The 16,591-nt window shown below is 45.0% G+C and carries 12 protein-coding genes; 9 read left to right on the top strand and 3 right to left on the bottom strand.

The window, feature by feature from the left end; translation table 11 throughout:
• Window positions 1-64 precede the first annotated feature (64 nt).
• Window positions 65-1,612, bottom strand: a complete 1,548-nt coding sequence (gene leuA, locus OU793_RS12170) for a 2-isopropylmalate synthase (protein WP_017449029.1) — start codon at window positions 1,610-1,612, stop codon at window positions 65-67.
• 544 nt (window positions 1,613-2,156) lie between these two features.
• On the opposite strand from leuA, the gene OU793_RS12165 reads away from it, so the two are divergent.
• The 8 genes from OU793_RS12165 to OU793_RS12130 all read left to right on the top strand — a co-directional run bounded on the left by OU793_RS12165 (window position 2,157) and on the right by OU793_RS12130 (window position 13,047).
• On the top strand, window positions 2,157-2,954 hold the full coding sequence (locus tag OU793_RS12165; RefSeq protein WP_020904276.1) for an SH3 domain-containing protein: 798 nt from the start codon (window positions 2,157-2,159) through the stop codon (window positions 2,952-2,954).
• A gap of 167 nt (window positions 2,955-3,121) precedes the next feature.
• Window positions 3,122-3,670, top strand: a complete 549-nt coding sequence (locus OU793_RS12160; RefSeq protein ID WP_005488413.1) for a phosphatase PAP2 family protein — start codon at window positions 3,122-3,124, stop codon at window positions 3,668-3,670.
• A 3-nt stretch (window positions 3,671-3,673) separates the two neighbouring features.
• The gene (locus tag OU793_RS12155) at window positions 3,674-4,720 is read left to right on the top strand and encodes an MJ1255/VC2487 family glycosyltransferase (protein WP_005488416.1); all 1,047 of its coding nucleotides are present in this window, start codon (window positions 3,674-3,676) and stop codon (window positions 4,718-4,720) included.
• A gap of 597 nt (window positions 4,721-5,317) precedes the next feature.
• On the top strand, window positions 5,318-6,277 hold the full coding sequence (gene calR / locus OU793_RS12150) for a LysR family transcriptional regulator CalR (RefSeq protein ID WP_005459522.1): 960 nt from the start codon (window positions 5,318-5,320) through the stop codon (window positions 6,275-6,277).
• Between the two features lie 298 nt (window positions 6,278-6,575).
• Complete coding sequence (locus OU793_RS12145; RefSeq protein ID WP_005480577.1) at window positions 6,576-8,384, top strand: long-chain fatty acid--CoA ligase; 1,809 nt, start codon at window positions 6,576-6,578, stop codon at window positions 8,382-8,384.
• A 450-nt stretch (window positions 8,385-8,834) separates the two neighbouring features.
• Complete coding sequence (locus OU793_RS12140; protein WP_140102962.1) at window positions 8,835-10,559, top strand: acetolactate synthase 3 large subunit; 1,725 nt, start codon at window positions 8,835-8,837, stop codon at window positions 10,557-10,559.
• Between the two features lies 1 nt (window position 10,560).
• Complete coding sequence (ilvN, locus tag OU793_RS12135; protein WP_005459526.1) at window positions 10,561-11,055, top strand: acetolactate synthase small subunit; 495 nt, start codon at window positions 10,561-10,563, stop codon at window positions 11,053-11,055.
• A gap of 111 nt (window positions 11,056-11,166) precedes the next feature.
• Window positions 11,167-13,047, top strand: coding sequence for a GGDEF domain-containing protein (locus tag OU793_RS12130; protein WP_140102963.1), 1,881 nt, complete (start codon window positions 11,167-11,169; stop codon window positions 13,045-13,047).
• 93 nt (window positions 13,048-13,140) lie between these two features.
• Here OU793_RS12130 and OU793_RS12125 read toward each other — a convergent pair whose 3' ends face one another.
• Together OU793_RS12125 and pykF are read right to left on the bottom strand one after the other, a co-directional pair.
• Window positions 13,141-13,809: a GntR family transcriptional regulator gene (locus tag OU793_RS12125; protein WP_005480529.1), complete on the bottom strand. Its 669-nt coding sequence runs from the start codon at window positions 13,807-13,809 to the stop codon at window positions 13,141-13,143.
• A gap of 157 nt (window positions 13,810-13,966) precedes the next feature.
• A complete protein-coding gene (gene pykF / locus OU793_RS12120; RefSeq protein ID WP_005453794.1) occupies window positions 13,967-15,379 on the bottom strand; it encodes a pyruvate kinase PykF in 1,413 nt (470 codons plus the stop codon).
• A 431-nt stretch (window positions 15,380-15,810) separates the two neighbouring features.
• Here pykF and OU793_RS12115 point away from each other — a divergent pair, with 431 nt between their 5' ends.
• Entirely contained in the window at window positions 15,811-16,572 is a 762-nt protein-coding gene (locus tag OU793_RS12115) for a DeoR/GlpR family DNA-binding transcription regulator (protein WP_005453786.1), read from the top strand.
• Window positions 16,573-16,591: the final 19 nt, after the last annotated feature.

Below are 16,591 nucleotides of genomic sequence, written 5' to 3'. Positions count from 1 at the left end.
TAATTTTTGAGCTTAATTATTTGAAATCGTGTTGTGTGTCTCTGAGCGATGAAGCTCAGCATGACTATACCGTAGCAATCTTTTTCTGCTTCATCTCGGCAATGGTGTCTGCGCGATGGATGCTGTTGATAACATGCAATAGCGCTTGACCAGAAGCTTCTACGATATCGGTTGAAACGCCCGTACCGTGGTATTTTCTACCTTTGTAGTTGGCAATGATGTCTGCTTGACCTAGACCATCCTCACCTTCACCTTTTGCGGTTAGATCGAATTTATCTAGTACGATCTCGTAACCGGTCACGCGGTAGATACATTGGTATAGCGCATCAACCGGACCATTGCCGACCGCCGCTTCACACATTTCCGCATCACCACATTGCATCTTGATGCTGGTGGTTGCCATCACGCTGCCCGATTGCACGCTTAGGTAATTCAACTTGTAGAAGTCATCTTCTTCACGCAAGTTGGAGAAGTGCATTAGTGCTTCCAAATCGTAATCAAACACTTGGCCTTTACGGTCGGCCAGTTTCAAGAAATCGGCGTACAGTGCGTCTAGGTTGTACTCATCTTCTTTATAACCCATGGAATCCATGTGGCTCTTCACCGCCGCTCGGCCGCTACGACTGGTTAGGTTAAGTGCTTGGTTCTTAAGACCAATCGACTCAGGTGTCATGATCTCGTAAGTGTTCTTGTTCTTTAACATGCCGTCTTGGTGGATACCTGAAGAATGGCTGAATGCATTGGCACCCACGATCGCTTTGTTGCTTTGGATCGGCATGTTGCACAGTTGACTCACCAACTTGCTAGTACGATGGATTTCTTCGTGCTTGATCCCCGTGCTTACACCCAGAAGCTCTTGACGCGTCTTGATGATCATCGCGATCTCTTCTAGTGAGCAGTTACCCGCACGCTCGCCGATACCATTGATGGTGCCTTCAATTTGGCGAGCACCGGCTTGTACTGCTGCAATTGAGTTTGCGACCGACATGCCCAAGTCATCATGACAGTGCACAGAAATGATGGCCTTGTCGATGTTCGGCACGCGGTTGAAAAGCGTTTGGATGATGCCACCGAACTCGCTTGGCACTGTGTAGCCAACGGTATCGGGAATGTTGATGGTGCTTGCTCCAGCATCAATCGCGGCTTCAACCATGCGACATAGATTGTCGATTGGTGTTCGGCCTGCGTCTTCACAAGAAAATTCGACATCATCGGTGTAGTTACGCGCGTGTTTAACGGCGTTGACCGCCATTTCAAGTACGTCATCGTAACTGCGGCGTAGCTTGTCTTGAACGTGAATCGTGGAAGTGGCTAGAAAAGTGTGGATACGGAATTGGTCAGCAACTTTTAGTGCTTCAGCTGCGGCATCGATGTCTTTCGCAACGGCACGCGAAAGGGCACAAACTCGGCTATTTTTGATGTGTTTTGCAATAGTTTGTACGGACTCGAAATCGCCAGGGGAAGAGATAGGAAAACCGGCTTCGATAACATCAACGCCCAGCCTTTCAAGCGCATAGGCAATCTGCAGTTTTTCTTTAACCGTCAAGCTTGCTGACAACGCTTGCTCGCCATCACGCAAGGTGGTGTCGAATATAATGACCTGATCGTTCATGTTTGCTTCCTTCCTGATTTCTGCACTTTCGTGCAAGTTAATCGTTTACTTCCAGTATTTAGATATAAAAAAACCCGCATTTTCATGCGGGTTTCTAAGAAATTGGTGTGGTTATTTTTCTTCCACAGCCTACCCGCGCGAACTGGTCACGATCAGGAGGAGGCTAAGCAGGATAGAAAAATGAGCTGACATAGTTGTTAAGCTTTCCACAAATTTAAGTTAACAAATTAGTACCGCACTCCTTGGAGCGCGTCAACCCTAAAGTCGATTTTTTATTCATATCGGATGAGTGGTTTAATAATAGGCAGCTGATACATCGACACATTCAATCAATTCAAAGTGCAATCAGTTAAAAGTGAAGGAAACGTGCTAGAACCTGAGCGTGGCGACAAAGATCACAGCCTAAAGCTTTGTGTTATCAAAATTCCGGTATAGGGATTGCGACTTATCACACAAAGGTCTTAATTGCTTGGCGAAAATACGCGCTGACCATTTATAGTAGTGCAGTTGCATTAGGTGAAGAGAAACAGAAGGTAAAGGATTCATGGTCACAGCAAAACAACTTGGACGTTCGGCACTCGCATTAACATTGATCAGCTTATCTGGTTGTCAGCTGTTTCAATCAAACACGAATGCTGAGGTGGCTTCTCCGGTGATCGTGAACGATCATGCGCAAAGTATTATGGTGATCAGCGATCAAATGGACATGTACTTAAGCAGTGAAGGGCGGGAATCTTTCTTAAATCAAATGCTGGTGGCGCTTGAGTCGGATAGCCGAGATAAATTCAAAGGCAAAGATCCTGACACCTATTCGTGGTGGAAGATCCGCGTGCAACCTAATGAGTGGCAACAAGCTGAGATAGTCAGACCAGTAGAAGAAGGAGTGGATACCTCTAACAAGCTGGAGTTCATGGATGTCTCCTATCGTTCAAAAACGGGGTTAAATTTGCGCTCCAAACCGAGTGTAGAGAGTACAAAGCTGGGGCAACTTGAAAAAGGCGAAGTGTTCAATGCGTTGGCGAGAGTAGAAGGAGAACCTTGGATTCTGGTTGAACAAAAAGGCGTTATTAAGGGCTACGTGCACCAAGATTACGTACGCAGCAACGTAGTGAATCGCGATATTTTGTCGACTCAACCGAATCCGTTGCTCGATGCTCAGCAAGCGACTCATTCCGTATCGAGTGCCCGACACGAGCTGCTGGGCAGCTTCACTTGTCGAGCGCTGAGCTATGAGTTAACTAAAGACGGTGATGTGACCACGGGGTCACTACGCGCATGCCGCAAAAAACGCAAAGTTTGGTATATCGATACGCCGTCAGCCTCACCAGCTAACCCTTCGTAATTCTTATTGCTTTTATTGATGTGTTTAACGGTATGGTTGGGCACATCAATGTGCGCTATTCCGTCCATTCTACTTTTGTCACTAATTGTCCAACTTCCCGTCATGTAGCTGTCACCTAAACCTCCTACTTTGCACACAAAGGCGTTGTCAAAGTAAGGGAAGGTCACATGCGAACCATTGAGACAATCACACAGCCAATAGCAACCATCGCTAAGTTTGATTTAGCATTCTCTAGCGTATGTCTTCAGCACCGTTTTAACCAACAAGTTGCCAACATCAGTAAAGGCGTTTCGCACAGTGGAGATGGGCATCTCTACGTCGTCTTAGGGCTGTTAGCTTGGTATTTAGATAAAGAACACGGCTCTTGGTTTATGTTAGCCGGATTGCTGGCATTTGCAGTCGAGTTACCCATTTACTGGACGTTAAAAAACAGCTTTAAACGCCGTCGTCCCGAAGAACTGAGCGCTTTGTTACCTGCTTTTATCACCCCTTCTGATCGCTACAGTTTACCGTCTGGACATACTGCTGCTGCGTTTGTCATGGCAACACTTATCAACCATTACTACCCAGAACTCGGTTATGCCGCATTCTCTTGGGCGAGCTTAATTGGCACGGCGCGTATTTTGCTTGGTGTCCATTTTTTTACTGACGTCATCATCGGGGCGCTGTTGGGAAGTGCGTGTGGTGCTCTAGCTATTGCGATCGTAGGAGGCTAATGGATGAAAATTCTATACGGTGTTCAAGGTACGGGAAATGGCCACATCGCACGTGCACGTGCAATGAGCAAGGCATTTGAATCGCACGATGTGCAGGTCGACTTTCTTTTTTCTGGACGAGCACCGGAGAAATACTTTTCAATGGAAGCGTTTGGCGATTATCAGACTCGTCGCGGTTTTACGTTTGTGACGGAAAAAGGCTCGGTCAATTACGCCAAAACGGCCTTGAACAACAATTTGATTCATTTTTTCAAAGAAGTGAACCAACTCAACCTGGCGCCTTATGATTTAATCATCAACGACTTTGAACCCGTCACGGCTTGGGCTGCTCGTCAACAAAATAAGCCGTGTATCGGTATCAGTCACCAAAATGCGTTTCGCTATCCAGTGCCTCTGAAGGGGGCGAGCTGGCTGGATAAATCAGTACTTGAGTATTTTGCTCCATCTCAACATCAGCTTGGATTGCACTGGTATCACTTTGATCAGCCGTTGCTACCGCCCATCGTTCACACTTTGGATAACCAAGCGGATAACGATGATTTCGTGTTGGTGTATTTACCGTTTGAGTCGATTGAGGACATCTGCGACTTGTTGTTCCACTTTAATCAGCAGACGTTTATTTGTTATCACCCCGACGTGATAGAAGTAGAGAAAGTGGAGAACATAGAATTGCGTCCGCTGTGCCACACCAACTTTCAGCACCATCTACATCGTTGCTGTGGGGTCATCGCCAATGGTGGTTTTGAATTGCCTTCAGAAGCACTTTCTCTTGGCAAAAAACTGCTAATGAAACCACTGGCAGGACAATTTGAACAGCAGAGCAACGTAGCCACACTTGAAGATCTTGGGTTAGCCACTGCAATGGACAGTTTAGACATTTCTACCGTACGTCAGTGGCTCAAAGAGCAGCAAGCTGAGAGTGTTAAATACCCCGACGTTGCACAAGCCATCGTGAATTGGGTTTTACAAGGGGCGTGGGATTCGCAAGAAGAACTCTCCAAACAGTTGTGGGAGCAGGTGGATTTTCCGAGCTATGTATCCAATATCTAAGTTTGTTTGCTCGGATTGTTTGTGGCAAACACATAATAACTATTAACTACCTATTATTACGTTTCTTCCAACATTCCTACATGGTACTTGATGCAGCTTTTCGATTTCGAAGGGCTGCATTTTTATTCCCTCTCGTTCATTTCTATTCATTGTTTAATTGCAGATTATTTGACTGATACGCGCAAATTTACGCCAAAGACATAGGCTGTGTTTTTTGGTCTGTTGGTTATTGATAGGTGGGGTAAATGTGTTTCGATGTTTGTTCTTAGTCTTATCAATTTGCTAAATACATACTCAAAGAGTGTGGTTTTAGTTGTTTTATAGTTTTTTATGTTTTTCTCAATTTGTTGATTTTAAATGATTAAATACCTAAGTGGCTAAAATTTAGTGATTAAATGTCAATCTAGTTGCTAAACCCCAATCGATTAGTTGATAGTACGCTTCGAGCCGGAAGTATCCGGACGATAAATATAATAAAAATTAGGTTTCTATTCGTAAAAATGATTCGAATCCAGCCGCCGTCTTTTGTGCGAGATGGGATTCTATTCGTTATGAATTCATTGAAACAATTTGACGATTACAAAAGAGGCGCACTCAATGTTAGAGAAGAAAGATGCGATGAGCGCAATTGCTAGCTACCGTATGGAAAGCACTTTGCGTGGTGTAGATTTGAACCTACTGACTGTATTTGATGCTGTGATGCAAGAGCAAAATATCACTCGTGCAGCACACAACTTAGGCATGTCTCAACCGGCAGTAAGTAATGCCGTGGCACGTCTAAAAGTGATGTTTAACGATGAACTGTTCATGCGTCAGGGCCGTGGTATTCAACCAACTCAACGTGCGCGTCAACTGTTTGGCCCTATCCGCCAAGCATTGCAACTGATCCGTAACGAATTGCCAAGCTCGGTATTCCAACCAGAGTCGTCAACTCGTCTATTCAAGCTGGCGATTTGCAGCCCATGTGACATGCGCTTTGCTCCAAAAATCATGGCGAAGATTAATCAACAAGCGCCAAACGTTCAGCTGCATCTAGACGCGGAATTTGACCGTCTTCTTTCTGAGCGTATGCGTTACCAAGAAATCGACTTCGTGATCGATTACGCTCGTTTTGATGAGCAAGGTTTCTCAAGCACAGAAATCTTCAAAGATGAATTGGTGGTTATCGCTTCGAAAACGCACCCACGTATTCAAGGTGGCGTAAGCGCCGAGCAGCTAATTAACGAAAAGCACGCGAAACTGTCTAAAGTTCACGGTCAACGTAGCTTCTCTGAGCAGGCGTACCGCGAGCTTGACTGCCAAGCTGCGTACGAAGGTTCAAGCCTAAGCAACTTGCTTTACGTTGTTAGCCAATCTGAGTTAGTGACTATCGCACCACGCTGGATGGCGGAAAATGCGGTGAACAGTGACCAACTGCAGATTCTAGATTTCCCATTTGCGAACAAAGAAATCAGCGGCTTCCTTAGCTGGCATGAATCAAGTGAAAAAGACAAAGGCCACATTTGGCTACGTGACCAGCTAATGGTGACGTGTGGTGAAGTGGTTGCATCAAAATAAGTTTATTATTTGGTCTGATGAACTGGTCAGACTGGATTTGTAATCATCAATTTTTACAATTGTTTGGCCCCGAGAGACGCTTGTCTTTCGGGGCTTTTTATTTAGGTTAATTAATAAGCGAAACAGCAAGTTATTTTGCCTAAACCTCCAGCAACTTCAATTGGGCCTTGAGTTCATTAGTGATAGTTGTCTCTTATTAGTGATAAGTTTGATACTGGTCAGTTGCGTTTTAGCATTGCGTGAGTACACTTGTTCGCTCAAATAGCTTACGCCTGTAAGCCAAAAGGTAAGTAAAAGAATGGCCAAGTTAGATTTTCATATCGTTAAACGTATTCGTGAACAAATTGCGAACGGTGGTACCCGCGTTGCACTGAAACATAAAGTAGCAGGAGCATGGCAAGGTATTACTTGGGAGCAGTTTGGTCAGCAAGTTGATACTTTATCGCTTGCACTTTTGGCTCAGGGTTTAGGAGTCCAAGATAAGATCGGCATTTTCTCAAACAACATGCCGCAATGGACGATTGCTGATTTCGCCGCACTGCAACTGCGTGGCGTGACGGTGCCTATCTACCCAACCAATACTGCTGCTCAGTCGGCATACATCATCGACAACGCAGACGTAAAAGTTCTGTTTGTTGGCGAACAGCCTCAGTTTGATGCTGCTGTGAGCATTTTTGAACAATGTGAGCAGTTAGAGCTGATTGTTGCGATGTCGGACGATATTGAGCTTGGCGATCATGACTTTGCTATCTCTTGGAAAGACTTTGTCGCAAAAGGCGATACAAGCCATCAAGCTGAACTTGATGAGCGTTTGGAACAAGCGAAAGTTGATGATTTGCTTACGCTGATCTACACCTCAGGTACAACGGGTCAACCTAAGGGCGTGATGTTGGATTATGGCAACATCGCAGCGCAGCTAGAAGGTCACGACCAACGCTTGAGCTTATCTCAAGATGATGTTTCTTTGTGTTTCCTTCCGCTTTCACACGTATTTGAACGCGCTTGGACATTCTACGTATTATACAAAGGTGCGACGAACTGTTACTTGCAAGACACTATGCAGGTGCGCGATGCATTAAGTGAAGTGCGTCCAACCGTGATGTGTGCAGTTCCTCGTTTCTACGAAAAGATTTTCTCAGCGATTCACGAGAAAGTGTCTCGAGCACCGATTCATCGCAAGATCATGTTTACTTGGGCGGTGAACATGGGCGCGAAAATGGCACTTTGCCATCAAGAAAAGCGCAAACCTTCGATGATGCTGCGCAAAGCACACGCATTAGCTGACAAGCTGGTGCTCAGTAAGCTGCGTGCACTGCTCGGTGGTCGTATCAACTTTATGCCATGCGGTGGCGCGAAGTTGGATGAAACCATTGGGCGCTTCTTCCATGCTATTGGCATCAACGTGAAGTTGGGCTACGGCATGACAGAAACCACCGCGACGATTTCGTGCTGGGATGACAAGTGCTTTGATCCGGATTCTATTGGTATGTCGATGCCTGGCGCGCAAGTGAAGATTGGCGAAAACAACGAGATTCTAGTTCGTGGCCCGATGGTGATGCGTGGTTACTACAAAATGCCAGAAGAGACCGAAAAGACGTTTGATGAGCACGGTTTCTTAAAGACCGGTGATGCTGGCCATATTGATGAAAATGGCAACCTGTTCATCACCGATCGCATTAAAGAACTGATGAAAACCTCTGGTGGTAAATACATTGCACCGCAAATGATCGAAGGTGCGATTGGTAAAGACCACTTCATTGAGCAGATTGCGGTGATTGCCGATACACGCAAGTTTGTTTCTGCGCTGATTGTGCCGTGTTTTGACTCTCTTGAAGAATATGCGAAAGAACTGAACATCGCATACCATGACCGAGTTGAGCTTATCAAACATCACCAAGTGGTCGAAATGCTTGAGAAGCGAGTGAATGAACTGCAAAAAGAACTGGCGAAATTTGAGCAAGTTAAGAAGTTCAAACTGCTACCAAGAGCTTTCTCGATGGACGATGGAGAGTTAACACCAACGCAAAAACTGCGTCGTAAAGTGATTAACGATAAATACCAAGACGAAATCGAAGAAATGTACAACGAAAAGTCAGATAAAAAGTAACAAGCACTGACTTAGATTTCAGATTGATGAAAAGATCCCCAGCCGTACCTTTTGGTATCGTTGGGGATTTTTGTATGTGCAGCAGTTCGGCTTGATGATGCAGATAACGGGTGAATTTCTGATGTTTGGGTAAATCTCTGTGAAATTATGTTCTTTTTTTTGTCGTTATGTTTTTTGATCGTGCTGCTTATTTGCGCTTAGTTGGCTTCTATTCCTGTTATCGTTCTGCTTTCTAGTGTCTTGTTTAAAAACTAGACATATCTCTCATTAGACCCGTTGCTAATAAACCGTTACATTTGTTGATGAACCTTGCGGGATGTTATGACGAACGCAAGACATAGCCGAAAACGTGGAAGTATTTCGATTAGGCTACGAATAAGACCTAGACTATGTAAAACCAGACCAAACCGTTGACCTTACGGTGTGGAATTCTGGGTAAGGAGAGCAATTATGACAGCAATGTTGTCAGGTGCAGAGATGGTGGTGCAATCTCTGATAGAGGAAAACGTAGAGCAGATCTTCGGTTATCCGGGTGGTTCCGTTTTGGATATCTATGATGCACTGCACGCAAAAACCGACCAAATTAAACACGTACTAGTAAGACACGAACAGGCTGCGACACACATGGCTGATGGCTATGCTCGCGCAACAGGTAAGCCGGGTGTGGTACTGGTATGTTCAGGGCCTGGCGCAACCAATACTATTACCGGTATTGCAACGGCGTACATGGACTCCATTCCGATGATCGTGATTTCAGGGAACGTGCCAAACAGCCTGATTGGTAACGACGCTTTCCAAGAATGTGACATCGTGGGCGTCTCTCGTCCGGTAGTAAAACACAGCTTTTTGGTGAAAAAGGCGGAAGATATCCCTGAAACGATCAAAAAAGCCTTCTACATTTCAACAACGGGTCGTCCTGGGCCAGTTGTGATTGATTTGCCTAAAGACGTAATGAATCCGCAAATCAAACTGCCTTACCAATATCCAGAAAGCATCTCGATGCGTTCATACAAGCCAACCACTTCGGGTCATAAAGGCCAAATCAAGAAAGCACTGAAGTCTTTGATTGAAGCGAAAAAACCGGTGCTTTATGTCGGTGGTGGCGCAGTCATTTCTGGTGCTCACGAACATATTTTAGAACTGGCAGACAAACTTAACCTGCCAGTTGTCAGTACCTTAATGGGCCTAGGTGCATTTCCGGGTACTCACAAAAACTCGCTTGGTATGTTGGGGATGCACGGTACTTACGAAGCCAATATGGCTATGCACGAAGCGGATCTGATCTTCGGTATTGGGGTGCGTTTTGATGACCGCACCACCAATAACCTTGAGAAGTACTGTCCAAATGCGAATGTGATGCACATTGATATTGATCCGTCGTCGATCTCCAAAAACGTCAAAGTGGATCTTCCAATTGTAGGCTCTGCTGAAAAAGTACTGACTACTATGCTTGGTCTACTGGCAGAGCAAGATTGTGGCAACGATGAAGCGGCGATCACTAAGTGGTGGGATGATATTCAAGTGTGGCGCGATCGTCAGTGCTTGTCTTACGAAACGTCGTCGGATCGTATCAAGCCACAGCAAGTCATTGAAACACTGCACAAGCTAACCAATGGTGACGCGTATGTGGCGTCTGATGTAGGCCAGCACCAAATGTTTGCGGCGTTGTACTACCCATTCAACAAACCTCGCCGTTGGATCAATTCGGGTGGCTTGGGCACAATGGGCTTTGGTCTTCCTGCTGGTATGGGCGTTAAGTTCGCGATGCCTGAAGAAGAAGTGGTGGTGGTGACGGGTGATGGCAGTATCCAGATGAACATTCAGGAGCTATCGACGGCCATGCAGTACGATATTCCTGTGAAGATCATCAATCTGAATAACCGATTCCTCGGTATGGTAAAACAGTGGCAAGACATAATTTATCAAGGTCGCCACTCTAACTCTTACATGAGTTCTGTTCCGGATTTTGCTGCGATTGCAGAAGCTTATGGTCACGTCGGCATTCGTATCGAAACGCCAGATCAGCTCGAAGAAGGGCTACAAAAAGCGTTGGATATGAAAGATCGTTTGGTGTTTGTTGATATCAACGTAGACGAAACCGAGCACGTATACCCGATGCAAATTAAAGGCGAAGGTATGGACAAGATGTGGCTAAGCAAAACGGAGAGAACTTAATATGAGACACATTATTTCATTGCTATTGGAAAACCAACCGGGTGCGTTGTCTCGTGTTGTCGGCTTGTTCTCTCAACGTGGTTACAACATTGAATCATTGACCGTATCGCCGACGGATGACGAAACGTTATCGCGTTTGAACATCACAACCACATCGGATGAAATGCAGCTGGAGCAAATCCAGAAACAGCTACACAAGTTGATTGATGTACTGAAAGTACAAGAAGTCACTGAGTTTGAACACATTGAACGTGAACTGATGATGGTGAAAGTGAAAGCCAGTGGTTTTGCGCGAGCGGAAGTGAAACGTACGGCAGATATTTTCCGAGGACAGATTGTGGATGTCACCGCTTCTCAGTACACAGTGCAGCTTGCTGGCACCAGTGAAAAGCTCGACGCGTTCATCCAAGCCATCTCCGAAGTCACCGAAGTGGTCGAAGTAGCACGTAGCGGGGTAGTGGGTATTGCCCGTGGAGAACGAGCGTTAAAGCCTTAACAAGCCTCATATCTGACCGAAAAGCCACTGTATTACAGTGGCTTTTTGTTTAGATGCTGCCAAATAATGATATAATTGTCGTTTTAGTAGGCATCATAGGCTGTAGGACGCGTGAAAGTAAAAAAGCTGGTCGGCACATTATTGGCGACAGCACTATTCTTTAGTGCCCTCACCGCCACCTACTACTACCAGAAATACCAAGCCCTCTTAGCGAATAATGTTGAAAACACCGCCAAAGAAGCCTTACACCAACTGGCTTACACCGGGCGCGAATACAACAATATTCAAGATCAGATAGAAACCATCAGCGACCTACTTGGTCACAGTCAAAGCCTTTACGATTACTTACGTGAACCCAGTAAAGCCAATCTGACCATCTTAGAGAACATGTGGAGCTCGGTTGCTCGCAACCAAAAACTGTATAAGCAGATCCGTTTTCTCGATACCTCTGGCACCGAAAAAGTTCGCATTAAATACGATTTCAAAACCGGCATCGCTGGCCCATCATTGATCCTTCGAGATAAATCTGCGCGAGAGTATTTTAAATACGCGCAGAGTTTGGAGAACGAGCAAATCTCAGCTTGGGGGATTGAACTTGAAAGGGACAAAGGTGAATTGGTTTATCCGCTAAGTCCGTCACTACGCATTTTGATGCCAATTTCAGTGAATGACGTTCGACAGGGTTACTTAGTGTTGAATGTCGATATCGAGTATCTGTCATCCCTTCTCAACTATTCACCAGTGCGAGATTTCCACATCGAGTTGGTTAAGCACAACGGCTTTTATATCGCGAGTCCTGACGAGTCGCGCTTGTATGGCGATATTATTCCTGAGCGTTCTCAGTTTAATTTTTCGAACATGTATCCAGATATATGGCCGCGAGTAGTATCTGAGCAAGCGGGGTACTCTTATAACGGTGAACATTTGATTGCGTTTAGCTCGATTAAGTTTGTCTCCAACGAGCCTTTGCATCTCATCATCGACCTCTCGAATGAGCAGTTGTCAAAAAGAGCGACGCGCGACATCAATGACCTTATTCAAGAATCCCTGTTTGTCTTAAGTCTTGTGCTGGTTTTCACTTTGCCAATTACCGCGTTGGCGCTGCATTACCGTCGTCATAGTGTGGAATCGAAGTTAGCCCGTGCCGCACTCGATGGTATGACCGCCGTCATGATTTCTGACGCATCGCTCCGCATCATTATGGTCAACCAAGAGTTTGAAAACATGATGGGTTATTCTACCGAACAAGTGAAAGGCTCGAATGCCCACAGCCTGATTTTGCTTCCTGAAGACCTCGAAGAGACGCTAAACATTTGGAATAAGTTAGGGCGCGAGAATGTTTGGGAAGGCGAAGTACGCTGCCGTACCCAATTGAATCATGTGTTTACGGCGATCATGCGTATCCAAGCGAACTTAACAAAGTCCGGTAAAATCAGCTATTACATCACTTCGCTGGTGGATATTTCTGAACGTAAAGCGTTGGAAGAGCAGCTGCGCAACTTAAGTGAGAAAGACGGTTTGACTGGACTGTGGAACCGCAGAAAGTTTGAAGAACAATTAACCCACTACGCGAATATTGTAGAACGTTATCCTGATACACCGACGACGTGTTTGGCTTTGTTTGATATTGACCACTTTAAGCGCATTAACGATGAACGCGGTCACGATGAAGGGGATAAAGTCATTTGTAGCGTCGCAGAAACGTTACTGCGTGAAGTACGCACTACGGATTTTGTTTCTCGTGTTGGTGGTGAGGAGTTTGCGGTGATCATGCCTCATACCACAGTCAAAGAGGCCGAAGTGGTGCTCAATCGTTTGCGAGTCGCGGTTCAGCTGCGAAGCAATATGACCGTTACCGTCAGTGCGGGTTATAGTGACCTCACCGCCGACCGAACTCGAAGCTATAAGTGCGCAGATATCGCGCTGTATGAATCCAAAAGCGCTGGTAGAAACTGCATTTCTTTGTGTCATAGCATTGATGATATTGCTTAGTTCACATGGGCGAGAGAACCGTTTATACCAAAAAGAAAAAATCGGGATATACCCGATTTTTTCGTTAATAAGCGAGTTGATTTGGCGTGACGTTTATAGCGGGTTGTCGATGGCGGTTTCGACACATTGCAACGACTTCAACAAATAACGATCCAGAAACTGCACCGCATCGTCACTATTTTTAGACAGCGATAACTTCATGATCATCTCTTGTTCATCGATATTGCAGTGACCTTGATTGTTCGTTCCTAGTACCTGCATAGCAAAGTAATGGTAACGCTTGATCTGGTTTAAAATATCTCGGAAGAAGGTAAACAAATTGTGTGAGTTCGCCCCCTCAAGCAACGCCTCAAGAAAGTGATAGTGGCGTTCTTCCCACTCTCTCCAGCAAAAGCCTTGGTCGAGATTCACTCGAGATAGTTTGTGGTATGAAGTTAGGACGTCCAGTTCCCAGTTCTCATCACCTGTCATGATCGCCTTTTTCAATAGAAATGAAGCCGTCATCCGTAGGCTTTCATACAAGTCATTCAACTCATGCTTACACACTGGCGCAACCCAGCAGCCTTTTTGCGGCGCGAGTTTGACGTATTTGCTCCACGATAGCTGAACCAATGCTTCGCGAATAGGGGAGGCACCTACGTTGTATTTCTCTTTTAGCTCTGCAACCACAAGTTTTTGACCAGGTTTTAGCTCACCAGTCAGGATATCCTGACAGATCATTTTTGATACTTTGTCGGTAAGAGTGGGACTGGACACATACACCTCATAGAATTTTTTATCGTGACGACAAAATTAAACAGTACGCAGTTCTGCGTGAGGTGAATGATACAGGTAGCGTATTATTAGAGCAAGAAAGCCATATAAAAAAAGAGGGCATAAGCCCTCTTTCTCAATAAACTGAAATGTTAAAAATTCAGTCTTATAGTACGTGTACAGAAGCTGTGTTCGTAGTACCTGAAGCGACTAGAGCACCAGAAACCATTACTACGATATCGCCTTTGTTACCTAGACCAGATTCTAGAGCAAGTTCTTTACCTGCTACGTAGAATGCGTCAGTGCTTTCGATAGCGTCAACAACAACTGGAGTAACACCCTTAGTTAGAACTAGTTGTGCTGCAGTTTTCTTGTTAGTTGTTAGCGCTAGGATGTTTGCAGTTGGGAAGTACTTACGTACTGAACGTGCAGACTTACCGCCTTCAGTTGCAACAACGATCAGTGGAGCAGCCAGTTTTTCAGCTGTGTCTACTGCGCCTTTACATACTGCTTCAGTGATGCGTAGACGTGGGCTGTCTAGACGAGAACCTAGTTCAGCTTTAAGTACAGAGTCAGTACGCTTAGCGATTTGAGCCATGATAGTTACCGCTTCAACAGGGTATTTACCTTTTGCTGTTTCGCCAGAAAGCATTACTGCGTCTGTGCCGTCCATTACTGCGTTTGCAACGTCGCCTGCTTCCGCACGAGTAGGACGTGGGTTGTTGATCATAGAATCAAGCATTTGAGTTGCAGTGATAACCATCTTACGTGCACGGTTACACTTCTCGATCATCATTTTCTGAGCGAAGATTACTTCTTCAGCTGGGATTTCAACACCTAGGTCGCCACGAGCAACCATGATGCCGTCAGAAAGTTCTAGGATCTCATCGAAGTTATCAACACCTTCTTGGTTTTCGATCTTAGAGATGATGTGGATGTTCTCGCCGCCGTTTGCAGCTAGAACTTCACGGATTTCTTGAACGTCAGAAGCTTTACGGATGAAAGATGCAGCTACGAAATCAACGCCTTGCTCACAACCGAATTTAAGGTCGTTCTTATCTTTTTCAGATAGAGCTGGTAGGTTTACAGAAACGCCAGGAAGGTTAACACCTTTGTTTTCGCCTAGAGCACCGTTGTTAAGAACTTTACATTTAACTTCAGTGTCAGTTGTTGCGATAACTTCCATCTCGATTAGACCGTCGTCTACTAGGATAGTGTTACCAACGTTTAGGTCAGCTGCGAAGCCAGCGTAAGTTACTGCAACTTTGTCTTTGTTACCTACAACTGAAGTGTCAGTTGTGAAAGTGAATTCTTGACCTGCTACTAGATCAACGTCGTTACCGCCTTCTAGTTTGATAGTGCGGATTTCTGGACCTTTAGTATCTAGAAGGATTGCTAGTTGTTTGCCAGTAGCTTCCATTACTTTGCGGAAGTTCGCGATACGAGTGCCGTGTTCTTCGTAGTCACCGTGAGAGAAGTTAAGACGCATTACGTTCATGCCTGCGTTTACTAGTTCAGTTAGCTTCTCTACAGATTCAGTTTTAGGGCCAATCGTACAAACGATTTTGGTCTTTTTCATGGAAGATACTCTCCGGTAAGTATAGTTACAATTTGAAAGTCGGTTATTTACTCTGAAGTTAGGCGCTTTTGATGACATTTAGTGCCTGCCACCCACCGATTTTCCGCCGTATTATTGAACTTCAGATTCTGAAAGTCTTTCACCAAGTTTAGTCATTTTATGACTAAAAGATCGGCGATTTTGGTTACCTTTTTGTGACTAATCCCACTTTATATGCAGAAAGTTGCAAAAAAATAGCCGTCAGTTCTGTAATTTTTTTTCTTTTCGGTGGCGAATTCTACCACCGAATGAATCCAATATCACTGTTTAAGAATTGTCTTAGGACAAGGTTTTATCGAGAAATATTAATTTTTTGGATCAAAATAAATGGACTTGAAAGTTTCGGTTTGACTATAATAAGTTTCACATCGAAACTTAAATTCAAAACGTAAATGTCGAAACGAAACACTCAACTGAGAAGACACGCGATTTCAAACATGGTAAATGAGCTAGGAGAAGTCAGTGTTGATGAACTGGCTCAAAAGTTCGAAACCTCAGAAGTCACGATTAGAAAGGACTTAGCTTCTCTAGAAAAAAATGGACAACTTTTACGCCGATACGGCGGTGCGATTGCCATCCCTACGGAAGTTATTCATGAAGAACTAAGCTCTAATGTTTCGACTCGAAAGTTAAGTTTGGCGAAAGCTGCGGCATCATTGATTCGCGACCATAATCGAATCGTGATAGACAGCGGTAGCACGACCGCTGCGCTGATTCAGCAACTGAACGACAAACGTGGCTTGGTGGTCATGACCAACTCATTGCACGTCGCCAATGCCCTTAACGAGCTAGAGAGTGAACCCACTCTGCTAATGACAGGCGGAACTTGGGATACGCACTCTGAATCTTTTCAAGGCAAAGTAGCCGAATCTGTATTACGAGCTTACGACTTTGACCAGCTGTTTATTGGTGCGGATGGCATCGATTTGGAGCGCGGAACCACAACATTTAATGAGTTGGTTGGCTTAAGTAAGGTGATGGCAGAAGTCTCTCGTGAAGTCATCGTTATGATCGAGTCCGAAAAAATCGGCCGTAAGATCCCTAACTTAGAGCTCGCTTGGCATCAAATTGATGTGCTGGTCACCGATGCGGATATCCAACCAGAGCACAAAGTACAGATTGAACAACATGGCGTGAAAGTCATTTGCGCCTAATCTAATAATGCAATCAGTT

The organism is Vibrio sp. VP6, from assembly GCF_028823755.1.
GTDB classification, from domain to species: Bacteria; Pseudomonadota; Gammaproteobacteria; order Enterobacterales; family Vibrionaceae; genus Vibrio; species Vibrio parahaemolyticus.
This window is presented reverse-complemented; position numbering and strand designations above follow the sequence as displayed.

What these genes read in the sequence shown, in the direction of transcription:
- leuA (WP_017449029.1), bottom strand. Translation starts at nt 1,612, where the DNA reads ATGAACGATCAGGTCATTATATTCGACACCACCTTGCGTGATGGCGAG.
- OU793_RS12165 (WP_020904276.1), top strand. Translation starts at nt 2,157, where the DNA reads ATGGTCACAGCAAAACAACTTGGACGTTCGGCACTCGCATTAACATTG.
- OU793_RS12160 (WP_005488413.1), top strand. Translation starts at nt 3,122, where the DNA reads ATGCGAACCATTGAGACAATCACACAGCCAATAGCAACCATCGCTAAG.
- OU793_RS12155 (WP_005488416.1), top strand. Translation starts at nt 3,674, where the DNA reads ATGAAAATTCTATACGGTGTTCAAGGTACGGGAAATGGCCACATCGCA.
- calR (WP_005459522.1), top strand. Translation starts at nt 5,318, where the DNA reads ATGTTAGAGAAGAAAGATGCGATGAGCGCAATTGCTAGCTACCGTATG.
- OU793_RS12145 (WP_005480577.1), top strand. Translation starts at nt 6,576, where the DNA reads ATGGCCAAGTTAGATTTTCATATCGTTAAACGTATTCGTGAACAAATT.
- OU793_RS12140 (WP_140102962.1), top strand. Translation starts at nt 8,835, where the DNA reads ATGACAGCAATGTTGTCAGGTGCAGAGATGGTGGTGCAATCTCTGATA.
- ilvN (WP_005459526.1), top strand. Translation starts at nt 10,561, where the DNA reads ATGAGACACATTATTTCATTGCTATTGGAAAACCAACCGGGTGCGTTG.
- pykF (WP_005453794.1), bottom strand. Translation starts at nt 15,379, where the DNA reads ATGAAAAAGACCAAAATCGTTTGTACGATTGGCCCTAAAACTGAATCT.
- OU793_RS12115 (WP_005453786.1), top strand. Translation starts at nt 15,811, where the DNA reads ATGTCGAAACGAAACACTCAACTGAGAAGACACGCGATTTCAAACATG.